The sequence below is a fragment of the Acinetobacter sp. IK31 genome (assembly GCF_035615195.1).
Lineage (GTDB): Bacteria > Pseudomonadota > Gammaproteobacteria > Pseudomonadales > Moraxellaceae > Acinetobacter > Acinetobacter calcoaceticus_C.
In genome coordinates, this window is record NZ_JANBOB010000002.1 from 181,764 (window position 1) to 199,765 (window position 18,002).

The 18,002-nt window shown below is 34.7% G+C and carries 17 protein-coding genes and 1 tRNA gene; 8 read left to right on the forward strand and 10 right to left on the reverse strand.

Going from position 1 to position 18,002, the window contains the following annotated elements; translation table 11 throughout:
• Window positions 1-2: 2 nt before the first annotated feature.
• Window positions 3-1,238 carry an SfnB family sulfur acquisition oxidoreductase gene (locus tag MSG66_RS01710; RefSeq protein ID WP_133973956.1) on the reverse strand — a complete coding sequence of 412 codons (1,236 nt, stop codon included), beginning with the start codon at window positions 1,236-1,238 and terminating at the stop codon, window positions 3-5.
• 344 nt (window positions 1,239-1,582) lie between these two features.
• Here MSG66_RS01710 and MSG66_RS01715 point away from each other — a divergent pair, with 344 nt between their 5' ends.
• The 5 genes from MSG66_RS01715 to MSG66_RS01735 all read left to right on the forward strand — a co-directional run bounded on the left by MSG66_RS01715 (window position 1,583) and on the right by MSG66_RS01735 (window position 6,149).
• A complete protein-coding gene (locus MSG66_RS01715; protein WP_042896583.1) occupies window positions 1,583-2,347 on the forward strand; it encodes a glutathione S-transferase family protein in 765 nt (254 codons plus the stop codon).
• 536 nt (window positions 2,348-2,883) lie between these two features.
• Window positions 2,884-3,777 (forward strand): amino acid ABC transporter substrate-binding protein, encoded by an 894-nt coding sequence (locus MSG66_RS01720; RefSeq protein WP_262471708.1) that lies wholly within the window; start codon window positions 2,884-2,886, stop codon window positions 3,775-3,777.
• Window positions 3,778-3,869: 92 nt separating this feature from the next.
• Window positions 3,870-4,712: an amino acid ABC transporter permease gene (locus MSG66_RS01725; protein ID WP_133973952.1), complete on the forward strand. Its 843-nt coding sequence runs from the start codon at window positions 3,870-3,872 to the stop codon at window positions 4,710-4,712.
• 2 nt (window positions 4,713-4,714) lie between these two features.
• Window positions 4,715-5,392: an amino acid ABC transporter permease gene (locus MSG66_RS01730; RefSeq protein ID WP_133973950.1), complete on the forward strand. Its 678-nt coding sequence runs from the start codon at window positions 4,715-4,717 to the stop codon at window positions 5,390-5,392.
• Between the two features lie 13 nt (window positions 5,393-5,405).
• A complete protein-coding gene (locus MSG66_RS01735; RefSeq protein WP_042896581.1) occupies window positions 5,406-6,149 on the forward strand; it encodes an amino acid ABC transporter ATP-binding protein in 744 nt (247 codons plus the stop codon).
• Between the two features lie 53 nt (window positions 6,150-6,202).
• Here the strand turns inward: MSG66_RS01735 and MSG66_RS01740 are convergent, their stop codons facing one another.
• A complete protein-coding gene (locus tag MSG66_RS01740) occupies window positions 6,203-7,504 on the reverse strand; it encodes a DcaP family trimeric outer membrane transporter (RefSeq protein WP_324651805.1) in 1,302 nt (433 codons plus the stop codon).
• Between the two features lie 344 nt (window positions 7,505-7,848).
• Here MSG66_RS01740 and MSG66_RS01745 point away from each other — a divergent pair, with 344 nt between their 5' ends.
• Window positions 7,849-8,319, forward strand: a complete 471-nt coding sequence (locus tag MSG66_RS01745; protein ID WP_004642558.1) for an Lrp/AsnC family transcriptional regulator — start codon at window positions 7,849-7,851, stop codon at window positions 8,317-8,319.
• A 43-nt stretch (window positions 8,320-8,362) separates the two neighbouring features.
• On the opposite strand, the gene MSG66_RS01750 is transcribed toward MSG66_RS01745, so the two are convergent.
• From MSG66_RS01750 to MSG66_RS01760, 3 genes are all read right to left on the reverse strand, one after another.
• On the reverse strand, window positions 8,363-9,112 hold the full coding sequence (locus tag MSG66_RS01750; RefSeq protein ID WP_003651352.1) for a YebC/PmpR family DNA-binding transcriptional regulator: 750 nt from the start codon (window positions 9,110-9,112) through the stop codon (window positions 8,363-8,365).
• Window positions 9,113-9,272: 160 nt separating this feature from the next.
• Complete coding sequence (locus MSG66_RS01755; RefSeq protein WP_042896580.1) at window positions 9,273-9,818, reverse strand: 1-acyl-sn-glycerol-3-phosphate acyltransferase; 546 nt, start codon at window positions 9,816-9,818, stop codon at window positions 9,273-9,275.
• Window positions 9,819-9,994: 176 nt separating this feature from the next.
• Window positions 9,995-10,567 carry a TetR/AcrR family transcriptional regulator gene (locus tag MSG66_RS01760; protein ID WP_133973948.1) on the reverse strand — a complete coding sequence of 191 codons (573 nt, stop codon included), beginning with the start codon at window positions 10,565-10,567 and terminating at the stop codon, window positions 9,995-9,997.
• Between the two features lie 277 nt (window positions 10,568-10,844).
• Here MSG66_RS01760 and MSG66_RS01765 point away from each other — a divergent pair, with 277 nt between their 5' ends.
• On the forward strand, window positions 10,845-11,708 hold the full coding sequence (locus MSG66_RS01765; protein WP_324651810.1) for an iron-containing redox enzyme family protein: 864 nt from the start codon (window positions 10,845-10,847) through the stop codon (window positions 11,706-11,708).
• A gap of 185 nt (window positions 11,709-11,893) precedes the next feature.
• On the opposite strand, the gene MSG66_RS01770 is transcribed toward MSG66_RS01765, so the two are convergent.
• Both MSG66_RS01770 and MSG66_RS01775 read right to left on the reverse strand, forming a co-directional pair.
• Window positions 11,894-11,970: transfer RNA gene (locus MSG66_RS01770), tRNA-Ile, on the reverse strand.
• Window positions 11,971-13,205: 1,235 nt separating this feature from the next.
• Window positions 13,206-14,090, reverse strand: coding sequence for a LysR family transcriptional regulator (locus MSG66_RS01775; protein ID WP_324651812.1), 885 nt, complete (start codon window positions 14,088-14,090; stop codon window positions 13,206-13,208).
• Between the two features lie 89 nt (window positions 14,091-14,179).
• Between MSG66_RS01775 and MSG66_RS01780 the strand changes: the two genes are divergently transcribed.
• Complete coding sequence (locus MSG66_RS01780) at window positions 14,180-14,617, forward strand: PACE efflux transporter (protein ID WP_324651814.1); 438 nt, start codon at window positions 14,180-14,182, stop codon at window positions 14,615-14,617.
• Window positions 14,618-14,676: 59 nt separating this feature from the next.
• On the opposite strand, the gene MSG66_RS01785 is transcribed toward MSG66_RS01780, so the two are convergent.
• From MSG66_RS01785 to MSG66_RS01795, 3 genes are all read right to left on the reverse strand, one after another.
• Window positions 14,677-16,092, reverse strand: a complete 1,416-nt coding sequence (locus MSG66_RS01785) for a purine-cytosine permease family protein (protein WP_133973940.1) — start codon at window positions 16,090-16,092, stop codon at window positions 14,677-14,679.
• 245 nt (window positions 16,093-16,337) lie between these two features.
• Entirely contained in the window at window positions 16,338-16,802 is a 465-nt protein-coding gene (locus MSG66_RS01790; RefSeq protein WP_133973938.1) for a hypothetical protein, read from the reverse strand.
• 247 nt (window positions 16,803-17,049) lie between these two features.
• On the reverse strand, window positions 17,050-17,979 hold the full coding sequence (locus MSG66_RS01795) for a DMT family transporter (protein ID WP_202742293.1): 930 nt from the start codon (window positions 17,977-17,979) through the stop codon (window positions 17,050-17,052).
• Window positions 17,980-18,002 lie beyond the last annotated feature (23 nt).

The window sequence follows — 18,002 nt, forward strand, 5'->3', positions numbered from 1 at the left end:
CCTTAAATCCACGCGTGTCGGGCAGGGAAATGACCATTCAGGTAATAATTGCCAATGGCATGTAATTTCCAGCGAACAGGGTCGTGTAACGTATGCACACGGGCATTTCGCCAATGTTGATCTAAATTGTGCTGGCTTAAACTTGAGCGACTTCCCCCAAGTTCCAGTAATTTTTCAGAGATTTGTAGAGCAGCATCATTGGCATAGACTTTCGCTTCAGCAACTAAAATAGATGCTTTTGCTGTTTGTTCATCAGTCACATTTTGAAGTTGGTCAAGTTCATCTAAATATTCAGCAGCTTCGTCAAGCAATAAAATTGCAGCATCGAGCAGAATATTTAACTTACCCACCTCTTGCAGGGTGTAATGTTCAAAACTGGCTTTTTCAACTTTTGCATCAATAATCGGGCGTGCTTTATGAATGGTTGATAAAGTATCTTCAAAAGCGGCTTCTGCAATGCCTACATCAATGGCAACCTGTAATAATTGTGAGTAAGCACCGCGATAGGTTGGGGCTTGTGTTAATAAGCGTTCATCAAAAATAAGTTCAGGATTAACTTCAACATCATTTAATTTAACTGTACCGCTCGCAGTTGTACGTTGGCCAAAGCCATTCCAGTCATTAATAACTTCAATGCCTTGGGTATCTCGATTCACAATCACTAAAACGACATGGCCTTCAGGATGAACAGCCTTAATTGCAAGCCAGTGAGCAAAACTTGTTCCAGTCGAATAAAATTTTTCGCCATTTAAAATATATTTGCCATTTTCAATTTTAAGTGTGGTTTCTAAAGTTTTTGAGTCATGTGTATTACGTTCTGGGCCACCGTTAGCAAGACGTTTTCCTGCTAATATTTCTGAAAAGATAAATTGTTTTTGTTGTTCTGTACCCATAATTTCGATCAGGTTTAAAAGGCTAATCTGATTTTGTGGAATCTGACCAACATTCGCATCGCCTTTACTTAAAATACGGAAAACTTGTGCCAAGGTTTTATTTGAAACAAAAGCTCCGCCATATTTTTTTGCAATTCGGATTCCGCCTAAGCCTTTTTGGCTAAAGCTTTCGATTTGCTCATGAGGTAATAAGCGTTGTTGATCACGTGTATTCCGACCCTCTAAAGCATAATCCGCCACTTGATAAGCGGCATTAATGGCTTGTTGATCATTTTGAATGACTTGGACGTATGCCGTCGTTTTAGATAGAGAATTAGACATAATGACACCTTGTATTGCTGTCACTACCTTACAAAAGAAATATTTTTCCACTAAACGAGGACTTATGCTCAGCTTATGAAATAAAGTGCAAAGCATTTTTTTAGATTTTTAATGAAGAAATAAGTATATTAAAAACTTTTATAAATCAATTGGTTATTGTTTTTATGCAAAAAATTAATAATAAAATTAATTTTAATATGAAAAAGAGCAATAAGTACGGTAAAAAAAGATATAAAAACAATAGACTTAACTGTCAGCAAAAATGAGCACAATATCCATTGTTTTAAATAAAAATAGCTTTTAAAGTATCTACTTACCATCGACCATTTTTGTACAAATAGTCAAATAAAAATAAACGTGGAGATTTTATGCGGGTTTTGTATCAGTTTCCTTTGTCCCATTATTGTGAAAAAGCTCGCTGGTTGTTAGACCATAAAGAACTTGATTATGTGGCTCATAACTTGATTCCTGGGTTTCATCGTGCTTTCGCACAACTCAAAACGGGACAAAATTTACTGCCAATTTTGAAAGATGATCATCAATGGATCGCTGAATCAACCAAAATTGCACTTTATCTGGATGATACCTACCCAGAACACGTGCTTTTACGCCGTGATGAGCAACTTAGACAACAAACCCTTAAAATTGATAGTTTGGCTGATGAGTTAGGTATACATGTGCGCCGTTGGGCATTAGCACATAATTTAGCCCAAGGGGACCATGCTTTAGAAATTATGATGGGTGAACAAGGTTATTTACGGCAATTTGAAAAAATATCAAAACCTTTCCTTAAGACTTTAGTTAAGAAGAACTATAAGCTTGAAGAGGAGTTAGTGAGCCAGTCCAAAGAGCGCATGGACGAACTCATAAATGAACTAAACCAATATCTAATAGAAAATCAAGCGCGTTATATGGTCGGAGATCGATTAAGTCTTGCCGATATTTCTGTCTGTTCAATGCTTGCACCACTTTTAGAGGTAAAAGGTACGCCGTGGGAGCGAGAAGAGGCAGAAGAAGTTTCTACAGAATGGGGTAATTATCAAAAATATTTACTTGATTTACCTCTAGGGCAATATGTTTTAAGAATATATCAAACTGAAAGAAATGCTCGCGTAGATTGGCGAGGAATTTAAACTTTATAAAATGCCCTGATTTTCTCGGGGCATTTTTGTAATATTTCTAAGTTCACTCATTTAACTAAATATTACTATCAATTTACTAAATGATTTTTATTAAACCATTTGTATATATTATTTTGATGTTTAAGTTGCTTTTTACAAAGTGAATTTATTGTATTGCTAAATCTTTAATAAAATTAATTTTTATAGTTTTTCATAAAATAAAATTTTTCTAAAAACAGTTTTTAGCTGAAGTTAAGCCACTTTATTGTGCATGTGTTTACATTGTAATCAATAATTGCCACATTTAAGTGTAAATAGATGAGCTTAATAATAGACAGAAGATTAAAACATAGATTAAAGTAGAAACATGTTAGCAGTTTTAAAGGTATTAACTCTGCAAAACAGACTGAATAAAATAAGTGAAGCAAATGGATGTGTCCTACTTAGGAAAGTTGGCGCGATAATTGCAATTTAATAATAAATCACTCTATTGCTCTATATGAATGATTCTATAGATAAATAGAGAGAATGATCATCAAGGAGTTCTTATGAAACGTTCTGCAACCTCTCTCATTGTTTCAACATTCATGCTTTGTACGGTTGGTGCTACTTCTCAAATTCAGGCAGCAGATACATTAGCTAAAATTAAAAGTACCGGAAAAATCGTAATTGGCCACCGAGAATCCTCTGACCCAATTTCATATGTTGTTGCAGGTAAACCAGTAGGTTATGCAGTCGATATCTGTAACCAGTTTGCAAATGACATTAAAAAAGAATTGAAAATGCCTGGGCTAAAAGTTGAATACAAGGCAGTAACTTCATCAACACGTATTCCTGAACTTTTAGCAGGTAATATTGATATGGAGTGCGGTACAACTACTAACTCTAAACAACGTCAGCAACAAGTTGGCTTTTCAACGAACTACTATGCAACTGAAGTACGTATGGCAGTTAAAGCGACTTCTGGCATTAAAAGTTTGGGAGATTTAAACGGTAAGGCCGTTGTTACAACTCAAGGTACAACATCTGATAAATACATTAAGATGAATGAAAAAGGTCAAGCGATCAATGTTCAAAATATCTATGGTAAAGATCATGCAGATTCTTTTGCCATGATGGCATCAGGTCGTGCGGCTGCATTTGTAATGGATGATAATATTTTAGCGGGCTTAGTTGCCAAGTCTTCAACCCCTAAATCTTTTGCAATTGTTGGTCCAGTACTTTCATCAGAACCATACGGAATTATGGTTGCTAAAGATGATCCGAAATTTAAAGCGATTGCTGACCGCACTGTAAATAATTTATGGAAAACCGGACAAATGGACGCTTTATATAAAAAGTGGTTCTTGTCACCAATTCCACCAAAAAATACAAATTTGAACATGCCACAAAGTTCATCTTATAAAAAATTAAAAGCTCGTCCAACAGATGCAGGGATCTAATAAGGTCTTTTTGTCCTAAATTTACTTGTGCAAGTTAAAGCTTACTTGCACAAGTGGTCTATTTTTCTAAAGATATTCATTAAGGGGCAAACATGTCAGTCGGCTCACTAAACTGGACTATATTCTGTGCGGAGTCTAATGAATATGGTGTCGATAAAGCCGCATGGGCAGAATCAGTCTGTAAAGCGATTGGTAGCACAAGCTACAATGCTTATTCAGAAGCGCCCACATGGTTACAAATGTTAGGCTCAGGCGTCTTTACTATGGTTTGGACAGCGGTTATAGCCTTTCTTATCGCATTTTTATTAGGTTCTCTCCTTGGGGTAATTCGTACGTTACCCAACAAACCTCTCGCATTTATTGGCAATTGTTACGTTGAAATCTTCCGTAATATTCCGCTTATTGTGCAGCTATTTTTCTGGGCTTTTGTTTTTCCGGAATTTTTACCAGATAGCTTAAGCGCTGGTAGTGGGGATGTAGTTGCAGGTGGATGGTGGAAAAACATTCTGAATCAGCAACCCGCTGTTATTGGTGTTTTTGCATTAGGTCTCTACACTGCTGCACGTGTATCTGAACATATACGTGCCGGAATTAATACCGTTTCAACAGGACAAAAATTTGCTGCTTCCGCAGTAGGCTTTACCACTGCACAAAGCTATCGTTATGTCATTTTACCTGTTGCATATCGTACTGTGTGGCCAACGATTACTTCTGAAGCAATGAACGTTTTCAAAAACTCGGCTGTTTTATATGCTCTGAGTGTCTTGAACTTCTTCGCTTATACAAAAACTATGCGGGAAGAAACTTCTCAGGACATCATTATTCTTATTCTCTCTACACCTGTTTATTTAATTATTACTTATAGCATTAAATTTATCATGGCATGGATTGAGAAACGAATGGCTGTACCTGGCTTAGGTTCGGGAGGGAAGTAATTATGGATTTTTCTTTATTACAGAATCCTGATGTGATCGCGGCACTCAAAGAAGGTTTCGTTTTTACCCTTACTGTGACTGTATTGGCGATGATGGGTGGTATCCTGATCGGAACCCCATTGGCAATGATGCGTTTGTCTAGCAATGCCATCGCAAGTAATTTCGCAAAATTTTATGTCGATCTGTTTCGTGGTATTCCATTGATTCAGGTCATCTTTATTTTCTACTTTTTGTTGCCGAAAATATTTGAGTTTCAATCTGATACATATTGGGGACCGTTGTTTTCGAGTGTTGTGACTTTTGCTATTTTTGAGGCTGCATTTTTCTCGGAAATTGTACGTTCAGGCATTCAGTCTATTTCAAGAGGTCAGGTAAATGCAGGTTACGCGCTAGGTTTTACCTATGGTCAATCAATGCGTTACGTGGTTTTACCTCAAGCTTTTCGTAACATGCTCCCAGTGTTATTAACTCAAACAATTATTTTATTTCAGGATATCTCATTAGTTTATGTAATTAGTGCCCCAGACTTTTTAGGTCGTGCAGATACATTGGCTAATACTTATGGTCCTGAAACGAAAGCAACATTCTATTTAATCGTCGCTGTAGTGTACTTCTGTAGCTCGTTTGTGCTGTCGCAATTAGTCAAACGCTTACAGCAAAAAATTGCCATCATTCGCTAATTGGAGATTTTAAATGCCAATGATAGACATCCAACATATCTCTAAATGGTATGGTGATTTTCAGGTTTTAACAGATTGCACGACGAGTATTGAAAAAGGTGATGTCGTTGTTGTTTGCGGGCCGTCTGGTTCAGGAAAATCAACACTCATTAAAACAGTAAATGCGTTAGAACCATTTCAACAAGGCGATATTATTGTTGATGGCGTTTCTCTGAAGGATCCAAAAACGGATCTTGCTAAATTCCGTTCACGAGTGGGAATGGTCTTTCAGCACTTTGAACTTTTTCCACACATGACCGTTTTGGAAAATTTAACAATTGCTCAAGTTAAAGTGTTAAAGCGTTCAGTTGCCGATGCTCGTGCAAAAGGTCTGAAATATCTAGAGCGTGTAGGTTTGCTTGCACATAAAGATAAGTTTCCGGGGCAATTGTCTGGTGGACAGCAGCAACGTGTAGCGATTGCACGTGGCTTGTCCATGGACCCAATCTGTATGTTGTTTGATGAACCAACTTCTGCACTTGACCCAGAAATGGTCGGTGAAGTACTCGAAGTAATGGTGCAGCTTGCACATGAAGGTATGACCATGATGTGTGTTACACATGAAATGGGCTTCGCTAAAAGAGTATCTAACCGTTTAATTTTTATGGATGAAGGTAAGATTTTAGAAGATTGCCCAACGCATGAGTTTTTTGATAATTTAGATGCTCGTCACGAGCGCGCTAAACTTTTCTTAGAAAAAATTCAAGCCATGCACTAATAGTGTTAATAAAAAAGAGCCTTTTAAAGGCTCTTTTTTATTACATCGAATTTTTAGAAATTATATTTTGCTAATAAATTGACACGCGAGTAATCACCCTTATCGCCTGCGAAAGTTTCTCGCTGACCATAAGTATATTCTGCACCTAAATCAATATTTTTAACTGGATTCCAGATTAAATTGACTAAGGCATTATAAATTTCTTTGTTATAACTGGTACTGGTTAAATTGCTATTTGCGTAAACGCTATCATCTTTATATTGGATACCGCCTATTGCAAAAGTAGAACGAAGAATAGGACTCCATTTTCGTTGATATCCAATCACGGCACTATCAAATTCACCTAAATTAATATCCTGTGTTGTTGTGTCATAGGCATAAGCAGAATTACTATAAGATAAATAACGGCCATCTCCTTTAACATGATAATAATTAGCAACCAAGCTATCTTGAGGAGTTAAATCATATTTACCGCCAACGCCTACACCCCAACCAAATTTTTCTTCAGAAGCGCCATCTTTCGGTGCTACACGATTTTCATGTGCAAGACCATGTAATTGTAATAGGCCTTTATTATCAGCAGTTTTAAAATCATATCGGGTTGTGAGAGCAGGGAAACGACTTCCTCCAGCAGCATTACTCACTTTTTCAACATCACCACCTTCTAAAGCAACTAATATTTTCTGTTGTGCATTAATTGGCTGAGTGTAACGAACTTGTACTGTACGCGTAGTGCCTGTACCAACAGCTCCAGTGAAATCTAGAGTTTCTGGCGATGTATCTGTATTTACAAAAGGTGAAGTTGTTTGACCTGCTAACCATTTACCTAAAGACATATAGGCATGGCGAACACGGAAGGTTCCATTGCCATTATCTCCATTTCCACCCATGAAATCGGCTTCAATTTTACCCGTTAAATCTCCGTATTGAGTAGGTCGAGTAATATCTAAGCCAATTCGTGAGGTTGCCGCAGATACATTTAACGAATCTTGTCTTGGGTCATCTTTGTTTAAAGGATAGTTGGCGCCATTTGAAATGCTACCATTTGATCCTTTAAAGTCATAGGTTGCATCTACACGGACATTACCATAAAGCTTAACTTGGGTTTGCCCATCCGTCATTGCCATCCAACCCGGTTTTGATACAGGAGAGGTAGAAGCAGTAGATGTTGCTGGAGCACTGACTGACAAAGCTGCCTTTTGTTGATCAGATAGTTTCTGGACGAGTTGTTTTAAATCATTTACTTCATTCCGTAATGCATTAACTTCAGCATCTGTGGCGGCATGTAAAGGCATTGTTATGCTAGTTATGCCTAAAGTGCTCATTGCCAATACTAATGTTTTGATCTTATTCACAGGAACTCCCCGACATGGATAAAAATTTTCCTGTAAATACATAACAATAATAATGCCAACTTTAAGAGTTTAGAAAAATAATCAAATTTCCATGATTATCATCGGTCTGCGTCCGAATAGTAGTGGGAATAAGACTTTATATTGAAAAAATTAAATAAGAGCATGAACTGTTCTCTCTAAAATGATTCATATGCATCGCTATTTGCACGGTTAAAATGCATAGCTGTAATAAAATATATAAAAGAAATAAACGTTTTAGCTATTTTTAAATCTTCCTATTTTAAATGCAGAGGAGTTGTATAGGGTATACTGTCCTCACTGTAAAATGCTGGCTGGAGATAACAATGGAGTTGGATCGTTTTGATAAACAAATTCTAGAAATTTTGTCTCATGAAGACTTAAATTTGAATGAACTTTCAGAACGGATCAATCTGTCAGTCAGTTCTGTGCATCGCCGGATTAAGCACCTGATTGAAGCCAACGTTATGGGACAGCTCAAAAGGGAAATTAATTTTAGTAAACTCGGCTTTACCTTGCACATCTTATTGCAAGTTTCATTGAGTAAGCATGACACTGAAACATTTGATAAGTTCCTTTCCGAAATAGAAGCAATTCCAGAAGTGACCAATGCATTTCTAGTAACAGGGCAAAGTGCCGATTTTATTTTGGAACTTGTAGCACGTAACATGGATGATTACAGTGAAATTTTATTAAGACGTATTGGAAAAATTGACAATGTTGTTGCGTTGCATTCCAGTTTTGTTATTAAAAAATATAATGTTTTTAACTGTTATAACTTACTAAATAAACTATAAAAAACGCACCTAATGGTGCGTTTTTTTAATTCAAATGTTTGATTTAGGCATCAAGTTGAGCCAAAACCTCATCTGTGAATTCAACGTTGGTATAAACGTTTTGCACATCATCGAGATCTTCAAACATATCAATCATTTTAAGAATTTGTTTTGCTTGGTCGACATCAGTAATTTCGGCTTTTGTTGATGGACTCATGACCACTTCTGCGTTGTCAGATTTCAAACCAGCAGCAGTAAGAGCATCTTGAACTTCACCAAAAGTTTCTGGCGACGTGATGACCAAAATTTCATCTTCAGAAATTTCAATATCTTCAGCACCAGCTTCTAAAGCAACTTCCATGATTTTGTCTTCTAAAGAAACGTCTTCAAAAGTAATTTCACCACGTTTAGTAAATAGATAAGCGACAGAACCTGCTGTACCTAAGTTACCATTTGTTTTACTAAAACAGTGACGTACATCTGGTACTGTACGGTTCAAGTTGTCTGTCATTGTTTCAACAAGAACAGCAACACCGCCAACACCATAACCTTCGTAAGTTACTTCTTTTAAATCATCATTATCTTCACCACCGGCACCACGTTGGATTGCACGGTTGATGGTGTCACGTGTCATATTAACTGAAAGAGCTTTTTCAACTACTGCACGCAGACGAGGGTTGCTAGCAGCATCTCCACCACCAAGTCTGGCAGCAGTCACAATTTCACGAATATATTTAGTAAAAACTTTACCGCGACTTGCATCTTGTTTCGCTTTACGATGCTTAATATTGGCCCATTTAGAATGACCCGCCATGGACGTGAACTCCAAAAAAGAAAATGCAAAAGTGCTGGAATATTAGCATAGGCTTAGTTTTGTTGAAAACTGTTGCCCTGCGTTTTGTTAGCCAATTGAATAAGAATAATAAGCTTAAGGCCTAATGAATGAGATTAGGCTGAATCAAGTCCAATTTGATTTAGTTAATTTTGACGTCTATGTCAAATTGCGCATATAGCTCTTTAATCGTTTCCAAATCTTTTTGTAAGTCTGTTGGGTAAATTTTGCCTAGAATCCCGCCTTGTTTACTTCGTGCGTTGGCATACATAAGTACAATAGGAACATTAGCTGCCTTCGCAATATGCCAAAAACCTGTACGGATAGCTTTACGTTCAGAGCCATCTTTGGCACGAGTAGCTTCCGGAGCAATCACCAAGTTAAATGTTTCATGATTTTGAAATTGTTCAACCATTTGAGAAACAATATCTTTACTTGCTTTACGGTCAACGGGAATGCCACCAAGTTTTTCTAAAATTGGCTTAAGGGGACCTTTAAAAAGTTCTTTCTTTATTAAAGTATGAATCTTAATATCTAAAATTTGGAAGAGAGCAATAGATAGCACTGCGTCTAGATTTGAGGTATGTTCAAAGCCAATAATAACTTGTTTTTTTTCAAGAATTTTGGGATCTACATTATAGGTCCAGCCAGCAGCTTTAAAGATAGAGTTACCTAGAAATTTTTTCATAGATCAGTGCAAGGTGATAAATTTTCAGGATTCTAATATGAGTTTGTAAAAAAGCCTAGAAAAATTATGAAAGCTAAAGTAGCGCATTAAGAATTAAGCTTATCTAAGCTATAGAAGATTTAAAAAGTTCTTTTTTATTTTTCTTTTAAACTTAATAAACCTAGATAATTTTAAAATTAAGAGACCTGCTGAGGTATCTCTTCATGAATTAAATATTCAATATATTGCCAAATTTTTTCAGGGTTAATAAGCGTTTTATCTGTTGTTCCATCAATAATCATCCCATCAATAATAGAAATAATGATGTGAGTAAGTGGAGTAGGGTTTTCTATACCTAATTTAGTGAGCTGTTCTTGTAGTAAATGAGTTAACCACTTCGTATATTCGTAAAATGGTTCACGAATTGAAGTATATTGTTTAGATACTTCAATAAATGCTTTTTTAAATAAACATCCATTAAATGTTTCACTATTGATCCATTCAATATACCAATTAAAGATAATTTGAATTTTCTCAAGTGGGTTAGCATCTTGACGTAAATTTAGTTGTTCATTAATTGAATTTTGAATATTTAAATTTCGATGCTGCAAACACTCCATAATTAATTTTTCCTTCGAAGGGAAATATTTATAAAATGTCATTTTTGCAACGTTAGATTCAGCAATAATACGATCAACACCTGTTGCATTATAGCCAATCTGATTAAATAAATTTAAAGCAGTATTTATAATATCTTCTTTTTTTGACATTACTATTCCATATAGTTAGAACTAATTATAACTTAATCTAAAAAATTAAAATTTTAATATCAATTATCATAGTAAAAAAAGGGCTTAGATACAAGTTTATATTGTGATAATGATTATCATTATCTTAAGTTTTTTTAAATTTCTATTTGATTTCGTATGATTTTAATTCTAATATTGATTAATGAGGGAACATATTTAAATATTAATTTAAGTCATTGTTTTTATAATAAAATATGTAAAAATCGATCAGGCTTCAATAAGTTTAATGAGAGTAGATATGCCTAAGAAATTTGAGAATTTTAATAATCCTAGAAAGAAAGCTCTCGCAGGGATGAAGCAAAGCATTTCAGCCGAACTATGGGAAAAAAATTCAGACTTTTTGACCCAATTAAGAGCAAAAATTGCTAAACATGCTGTGTCACATCATCCTGCAATTGATATTTTAAATAACGGAAAAATTAATAAAGAAAATTTAAAAAAAATTCACTTAGAATATCGTCATGCAATTGTACAAACTTTTACTGATGCACTGCTCATGGCCCAATTTCAAACTAAACAATTAGAGCCAAGGTTGCATGCTGGCGCAAAAATGTTTCCACGTTTTCTTTTAAGTCTAAATATCTTTGATGAGTTTGGGTTTCGACCAGGTTTAGACAAAGATGGTTATTATCAGGGAAACCCAGAATATGCCCATTATCCTTTATTTGAAGATGTATTAAATGATTTTGGTATTACAGAAGAAGATCGTTTAACTTATCAACCAAGTGATATTGCAGATCAAGTGAGAGTATTTTTAGAAAATGCTTATCATGACTATAAAGCTGTTTCAGCCTTATTAGCCGTCGCAGAAGAAGAGGTCATTCTTTACAGTCCACCTTTACGTAAAGCAACTAAAGCCGTCGGTTTGGAAGTGGAGGGTGGTGGTTATTATCATGTACATGGTATTTCTGAAGATGAGAGTGCCGAAGCCGCGGATGATGATCATGAAGAAGACTTATGGTATGTCTTGATGCAAGCTTGTACAGAAGAAGATTATAACTATATTGAAAAGATATGCTTAGAGTATTGTGATTTATGGGAAAAGTTCTGGGATACTCAATTAGAGCATTCGGAACCTATGCGGAAACAAAACTTAGCCTAATGGATGCAATAGGAATATTCAGTACAAGAAGAAAATTCATTTTAAAAAAGTTAAAATTTGGAAATAAAAATATATTTTAAAATTTGATAATTAAATTTTAAGTATTATTTATAACGGGGAACCATATTCTGTTCGAATACATATTAAAAAACCCCATAAACTTTTTGGTTTATGAGGTTCGTATTTGGTGGGCCCACACAGACTTGAACTGTGGACCAACGGATTATGAGTCCGCTGCTCTAACCAACTGAGCTATAGGCCCGATATACAAGAAAAGCTTTTAATCTCAAGGCTTTTCAGTGCGTGCAATACTAATCAATTTTTTAATTAAACACAAGTCATTTTCTAAAGTAGGTGCATAGCAGACTCAAAAAATATTGTGTTATTTTGGTTAAGTATCACAAGCGATATGGATTCTAGCGTATGAGCACTTCACGAGTAAAGTGTACTAAGTTATTTATCGATCAATTAGAACTTATTCCAGCCAGCAGTTTATAGCGATAGAGTCCTCATTGTCTTTTCGATTCAAATTATTAATGCTTTTAAAATACGTATCGTTTGAAATTTAACCAAGTTGTGGGAGGTTGTTTGGATAATGCTGACAAAATAAAATTAGATAAGTTTACTCAAAAATAGTACAGCACAAGCTGGCTTGTACATATATGTATCGCATGCAATTTATAAATTTGTGATCGAAAATGATTTTAATAATCACATAAAAATATTTTGAATAGAATTAAATCAGCAAATTATATTTGTAGAATTGATGACTGACTATTATTTTAAGTTTATATATTTTTAATATTAAGTTCCCTTTGAATTTAATAGAAACTATAATAAATATATTAAAGATAATTAAATTTTTTCTAAGTGATTTGAATCAGAGCCCCTAATTAACATTCTAAAACTAAGAATAAAAATAATATTTATAAAATTAATTTTGTTTCAGAGCATGTGAATAATTTTTTTCATGCTTTTAAATATAGGATATGATCTTAAATTACTCATAGAATATTAAGAAGCAAAGTATCTAAAGTTGATAAGTAAAGCTTTAAGGGTGAAATAAAAAAATAATGAATGAAAGTGAGGTCATCTTACAATTAAGCGATTTATCTCATTTTATTAAAAAATTAGTGCTTTTTGGTAAAGAAAATAAGATTTTTTCATTGAAATTTCTTTCTTTTTCTAATATGTTTTCTATATAAAACTTAAAATGTGACTGTTTTCACACTGAGGTCAAATGATTGTATTTTATTGATTTTATTTTTGACTAAAATGCTAGGTTTTAATAAAGTATAAATGTATTTTTCCAAAATAAAAAACTATTGCTTAGTCCTGAAATACAGTAAGAAGCCTGCTTTTTTAAGTAGGCTTCTTGCTTTTTGTAATATTGAGAAAATAGGGCAGAACAATATTCTAAACTTTTAAAATAAATACATATAACCAGAAATAAAACCATAAAGAGATTTATGCGTGCCCAGAACTAAAGTATAAAAATTATAAATTTTCTTGAATCATTTGGATGAGTTCTCGAGCTGCTTTAGATAAGGGGCGGTCTTGAAGCCAAATTAAGTAAATAGATAGAGGTAAATGATTTTTGGTATTTTTAAAATCTAAAAGAACTAACTGACCTTGATCGATTTTTTCTTGTACTAATGATAAAGGAAAATTTCCCCAGCCGAGTCCTGCTTCAACCATATTAATTGCTGTTTGTAGACTATTCGTTTTCCAGTACATTGCACCAATAATTGAACGAGAATCTGTCATTTCATGGTCACTACTCGCTACTACAATTTGCCTAATATTGATTAACTCTTCAATAGAAAACTGCTTTGTTTTTTCTTGTAGAAGACTATGAGTAGACGAAATCGTGGCAACTACTGTTTCCGTCATTACCAATTGCAAATTCTCACGCATTTTTATATTTAGGTCTGAGCCGGCTAAGCAGAGACTAATTTCTTCTGTATAAAGTAAATTGACGATGTCATCTTGAGGGGCAGTAATAACCTCTATATTAAGTAATGGGAATTTATCGGCTAGTTTTTTTATTGAATAGAATAATAATTTGGTATTTACATCTGAGACAACGCCAATGCGTAATTTAGTTTCAAGCCCTAGAGAAAGTTCATGGGCATGTGTACTAAATAGCCTAAGCTGTTCAGAAATAATGCGAGCTTGAGGCTCTAAAGCTAATGCCGTAGAGGTTGGAATGACCTTTCGAGAAGTTCGTTCAAATAAGGTGTACCCCAATTCTGCTTCCAAATTAGCAATGGCCATGCTGACTGCTGAGGGGACTCGATTTAGTTTACGAGCGGCCGCAGAGAAAGAACCCGTATCGAGTACAGTAATGAAGAGTTCAATATTTTCACTGTTAAAATTCATTTTGATATCAGCCAAACTGAAAGCTATTAACTTTATATATGATTTTGACTGAAATTAAAATATAAAGAATTAAGTAGAGTTTGTTGATTATGCAAGGTGTAAAGCGTCGAATCGTATATGTTTCTTCTTATGAAGTGATTGGAATGATTATTTCATCAGTAGGGTTAGCTTTTTTGGCAGGTGATAGTGTGGAACATACAGGACCACTTTCTGTCATGATTACGACCATCGCTGTAACTTGGAATTTTATCTACAATGTTTTATATGAAAAATGGGAGGCAGGGCAAAGTAGTAATATTCGTACAGTCAAACGTAGGGTTGGGCATGCAATTGGTTTTCAGCTTACCTTAGTTCTGTTTTTAATTCCTCTTATTGCATGGTGGATGGATATCTCTCTGATTGCTGCTTTTTGGTTAGACATGGCCTTTATTATCATTATTCCCATCTACACTTTTATTTTTAATTGGAGCTTCGATAAATTATTTGGGCTACCTATTTCAGCACAGGGTAAAGCCTTACAAGAATAGCCACAAATGATATTAGTAAGCTATCAAGGTATTCGACTTTGATAGCTTATTGAGTTTTACTATTTAATTTGGTCAATGACTAACTGTTTAGAAAATTTGAGTTGAGCCTTTTTTGCGAAAATATAATAAATCAGTGCTGTAGTGATCAGTCCAACAAGCCATGATAAATCGATTCCTCCTAACATGGCAGCAATTTGCCCCGTATAGAATTTACTATCAATAAATGGCAGTTGAATCAAAATACCTAAAAAGTAGCAAGTAATACCGATTCGATTCCAACGGCCATACTTGCCATTTGGATCATAGAGCGCATCTACATCACATTCTTCTTTAGAGATAAAGTAGTAATCAACCAGATTAATTGCACTCCATGGAATAAAAAAGGTAAGTAAAAACAAAATAAATGCTTTAAAAGCACTTAAGAAAGTGTGCTCGCCAATAATTGCTATAAAGGTAGAAATGACCACCATAGCAAGAACAATGAATAATCTTGTTATTTTTGAAATTTGATTTGTCGATTTAAAACTATTCCAAATCGTAGCAACACACATAAAACTACCGTAGGCATTTAAGGTCGTCAGAGTAACTTTCCCGAAAGCAATACTAAAATATAAAAAGGTCACGGCTAGGGCAATAGGGTTCATTCCAACCACATATTGAACCTCATTTCCAACAAAATTCCCGTTTGCAACCTGAGCAATCAAAACGCCTAAGGTCATTGAAATTTGTGAACCTAATAAAGAACCTAAGCCAACCGCCCAGAAAACGCGAGATGAAGATGTTTTGGTTGGAAGATAACGAGAGTAGTCTGCAACATATGGTCCAAAAGAGATTTGCCAAGAAGCAGAAAGTGAAACTGCTAGTAAAAATGAAGACCAACTGAAATGACGTACTGCTAAGAGTTCTGAGAAATGAGAAAGAGCTAAAATTTGAGTCAAAATGATAACAAAAGCAATCAAGCCAATAATACTGGCTACTTTGCCTACCACATGAATTAAACGATATCCAATCGTTGCAAATAAGATAATAAAGCAAGCATAAATTAAGATGCCAGTTGTATTGCTGACATGTGCTAGGTGCGCTATTGCTTTACCTGCGAGTACTTCTCCAGTTGCTGTAAATCCAATATACATGAGACAGACGAGTATGATTGGAATACACGCACCATATACCCCAAATTGAACACGACTTGAAATCATTTGCGGAAGGCCAAGTTTTGGACCTTGAGCAGCATGTAGAGCCATGACAGCAGCACCAAAACACTGTCCCACAAATAAACCAATAATCGACCAAAAAACATCTCCACCTAATACAACTGCTAGTGCACCCGTCACAATGGCCGTGATTTGCAAATTGGCACCAAACCAGAGAGTGAATTGAGCAAACACTCTGCCATGTCTTTCATTCTCTGGAATAAAATCAATACTTCGGTTTTCAATAAAACTACTATTTGGTTTCTCAGCCGATGAGTCCATTACACTCTCCCTGTCCTTTAAGAGTCCACTCTATTTTTATTAAGTCCGCATTTGTACAAACAAATACAAACATGTATATACAAGTAATTTTGGAAAGAATCAAATACTTTTTGAGGCTGTAGAACCTAAAAGTGGCTTAAATATTTCATAGATAAATAAAAAATTAATTAGATTGATTTTGTTTTTAATAGATTTAAAAGATAAAAAAATAATATATAAAAAAGCCCTCTATTGAGGGCCTGACTTTATACATTCGTGTCTAATATAGCTTGAAAAAAAGTTGGAAGTTCAGAGAATTGGACGAGTTGAGTTTTATCTTCTTGTTTATAATAATATTGATAGTTTGGAGTTTCTGAATAATTATCTAAATATTGAGTTGCATCGGTAAATTGTGCTTTTGCAACTGGCTTGTCTTTTTTAAATTTAACAATAACAGGGTTCACCGAATTTAATTTTACAGGAACACCGTTCTCAAATTTAGCAGTTTCAATTAATAAAGAAATTTTAAAATTTCCAAAATTCACACAAAAATGACCTCCATTTTCTGTTTTAATTTCATGGTCAGAGAAAAGATCTTTAAATAAATTCTTTAAAGATTCTCTGTGTTTATCTAAAGCAACTTGAAAGTCATGATCTTGTTGCTCTATTTTTTCTTGCTCTTCTTGTAGCAATTTAGCTTGCTTTTCAATGGTTGTAAAATCCAGCTTCATTTTAATATCTCCATTGGTTGTTTTAAAACTATATATGGCAATCTTTGATTAAGTTTTAAAGAAACATATATTATTTGTTACAACGGAATAATTAAGATGAGCTTTTGTGATAAATAATCAAAAATGTAAAAATATATTTTAAAAATAAAACTTATAAAGTTAAAGAAGTTATTAAATAAATAGTTTTTTATATTTGAAAATACTGCTACATGATAAATATAGAATTTTTAATGTAGCAGCATATTTCCTATTTTGTACAATGTTTAACTATAAGAGGAGTTCCTTTAATTTTTAAAAGACCTCCGCTACTTATTACACCAAGCATGACTAAAGCTGTACCTACCAATTGCCAGATATTGAGAGACTGTCCTGTAAGGAGGGCGATCAGCATACTGAACACTGGTACAAAGTTAAAAAAGACGGAAGCACGTCCAGCGCCTAACTTTTGTATGCCATTAAACCAGAATAAATAAGCAATCATTGTAGAGCAGATAATTACATATCCCATGGCTAAATGGGCATTTACAGGCGCAGAAGTGATGGCTGTAAGAGGATCTTCAAATATCATACTCAACACGCCAAGTGTTATTGCCCCGAACATCATAGAAAAAGTCGTTGTTTCTAGCGGAGTGGCATTTTTTACATAGCGGCGAGATAAAACATTAGCTAAGCAAAATCCAAAAGCCCCTAACAATATAAATAGGTCTCCAATATCTATTTTTAGGTGAAGTAACGTTGTTATATGTCCTTGACTAATGACGAGTAATACGCCACTTAAGCCGAATAAAACGCCTAAAAACTTACTAGGGGTAAGTTTTTCACCGTCCAATACAATTGTCATTAATAAGGTCATCAACGGTGTAGTTGCCATAATTAAGGCCCCATTCACCGCAGATGTAGTCTGTAAACCATAAAAGCAACCTATGTTGAATCCCGCAATGCCGACAACCCCAATAATAAGATAGATAAATAAATTCTGACTTAAGGCTGCCCATCTTAGTTTGCCTGTTATTGAAAAGATCAGGAGTAAGCCTAGGCTTGCAATTGAAAACCGTTCAGATGCGGCAGATAGCGGAGGCATATGTTGAATAATATAAGACATTGCATTAAATGCTGATCCCCAAAAAAACATCGTTATTACAACACCAGCATAGGCATAAGCCACCGTTCTGTTCATCGACAGGCTCCCTTAAGAAAGGT

Bases quoted from the DNA above. Each gene is read 5' to 3' on its own strand.
- MSG66_RS01760 (WP_133973948.1), bottom strand. From the start codon at position 10,567: ATGTCAAAAAAAGAAGATATTATAAATACTGCTTTAAATTTATTTAAT.
- MSG66_RS01775 (WP_324651812.1), bottom strand. From the start codon at position 14,090: ATGAATTTTAACAGTGAAAATATTGAACTCTTCATTACTGTACTCGAT.
- MSG66_RS01745 (WP_004642558.1), top strand. From the start codon at position 7,849: ATGGAGTTGGATCGTTTTGATAAACAAATTCTAGAAATTTTGTCTCAT.
- MSG66_RS01735 (WP_042896581.1), top strand. From the start codon at position 5,406: ATGCCAATGATAGACATCCAACATATCTCTAAATGGTATGGTGATTTT.
- MSG66_RS01725 (WP_133973952.1), top strand. From the start codon at position 3,870: ATGTCAGTCGGCTCACTAAACTGGACTATATTCTGTGCGGAGTCTAAT.
- MSG66_RS01790 (WP_133973938.1), bottom strand. From the start codon at position 16,802: ATGAAGCTGGATTTTACAACCATTGAAAAGCAAGCTAAATTGCTACAA.
- MSG66_RS01780 (WP_324651814.1), top strand. From the start codon at position 14,180: ATGCAAGGTGTAAAGCGTCGAATCGTATATGTTTCTTCTTATGAAGTG.
- MSG66_RS01715 (WP_042896583.1), top strand. From the start codon at position 1,583: ATGCGGGTTTTGTATCAGTTTCCTTTGTCCCATTATTGTGAAAAAGCT.
- MSG66_RS01730 (WP_133973950.1), top strand. From the start codon at position 4,715: ATGGATTTTTCTTTATTACAGAATCCTGATGTGATCGCGGCACTCAAA.
- MSG66_RS01720 (WP_262471708.1), top strand. From the start codon at position 2,884: ATGAAACGTTCTGCAACCTCTCTCATTGTTTCAACATTCATGCTTTGT.
- MSG66_RS01795 (WP_202742293.1), bottom strand. From the start codon at position 17,979: ATGAACAGAACGGTGGCTTATGCCTATGCTGGTGTTGTAATAACGATG.
- MSG66_RS01750 (WP_003651352.1), bottom strand. From the start codon at position 9,112: ATGGCGGGTCATTCTAAATGGGCCAATATTAAGCATCGTAAAGCGAAA.
- MSG66_RS01755 (WP_042896580.1), bottom strand. From the start codon at position 9,818: ATGAAAAAATTTCTAGGTAACTCTATCTTTAAAGCTGCTGGCTGGACC.
- MSG66_RS01765 (WP_324651810.1), top strand. From the start codon at position 10,845: ATGCCTAAGAAATTTGAGAATTTTAATAATCCTAGAAAGAAAGCTCTC.
- MSG66_RS01785 (WP_133973940.1), bottom strand. From the start codon at position 16,092: ATGGACTCATCGGCTGAGAAACCAAATAGTAGTTTTATTGAAAACCGA.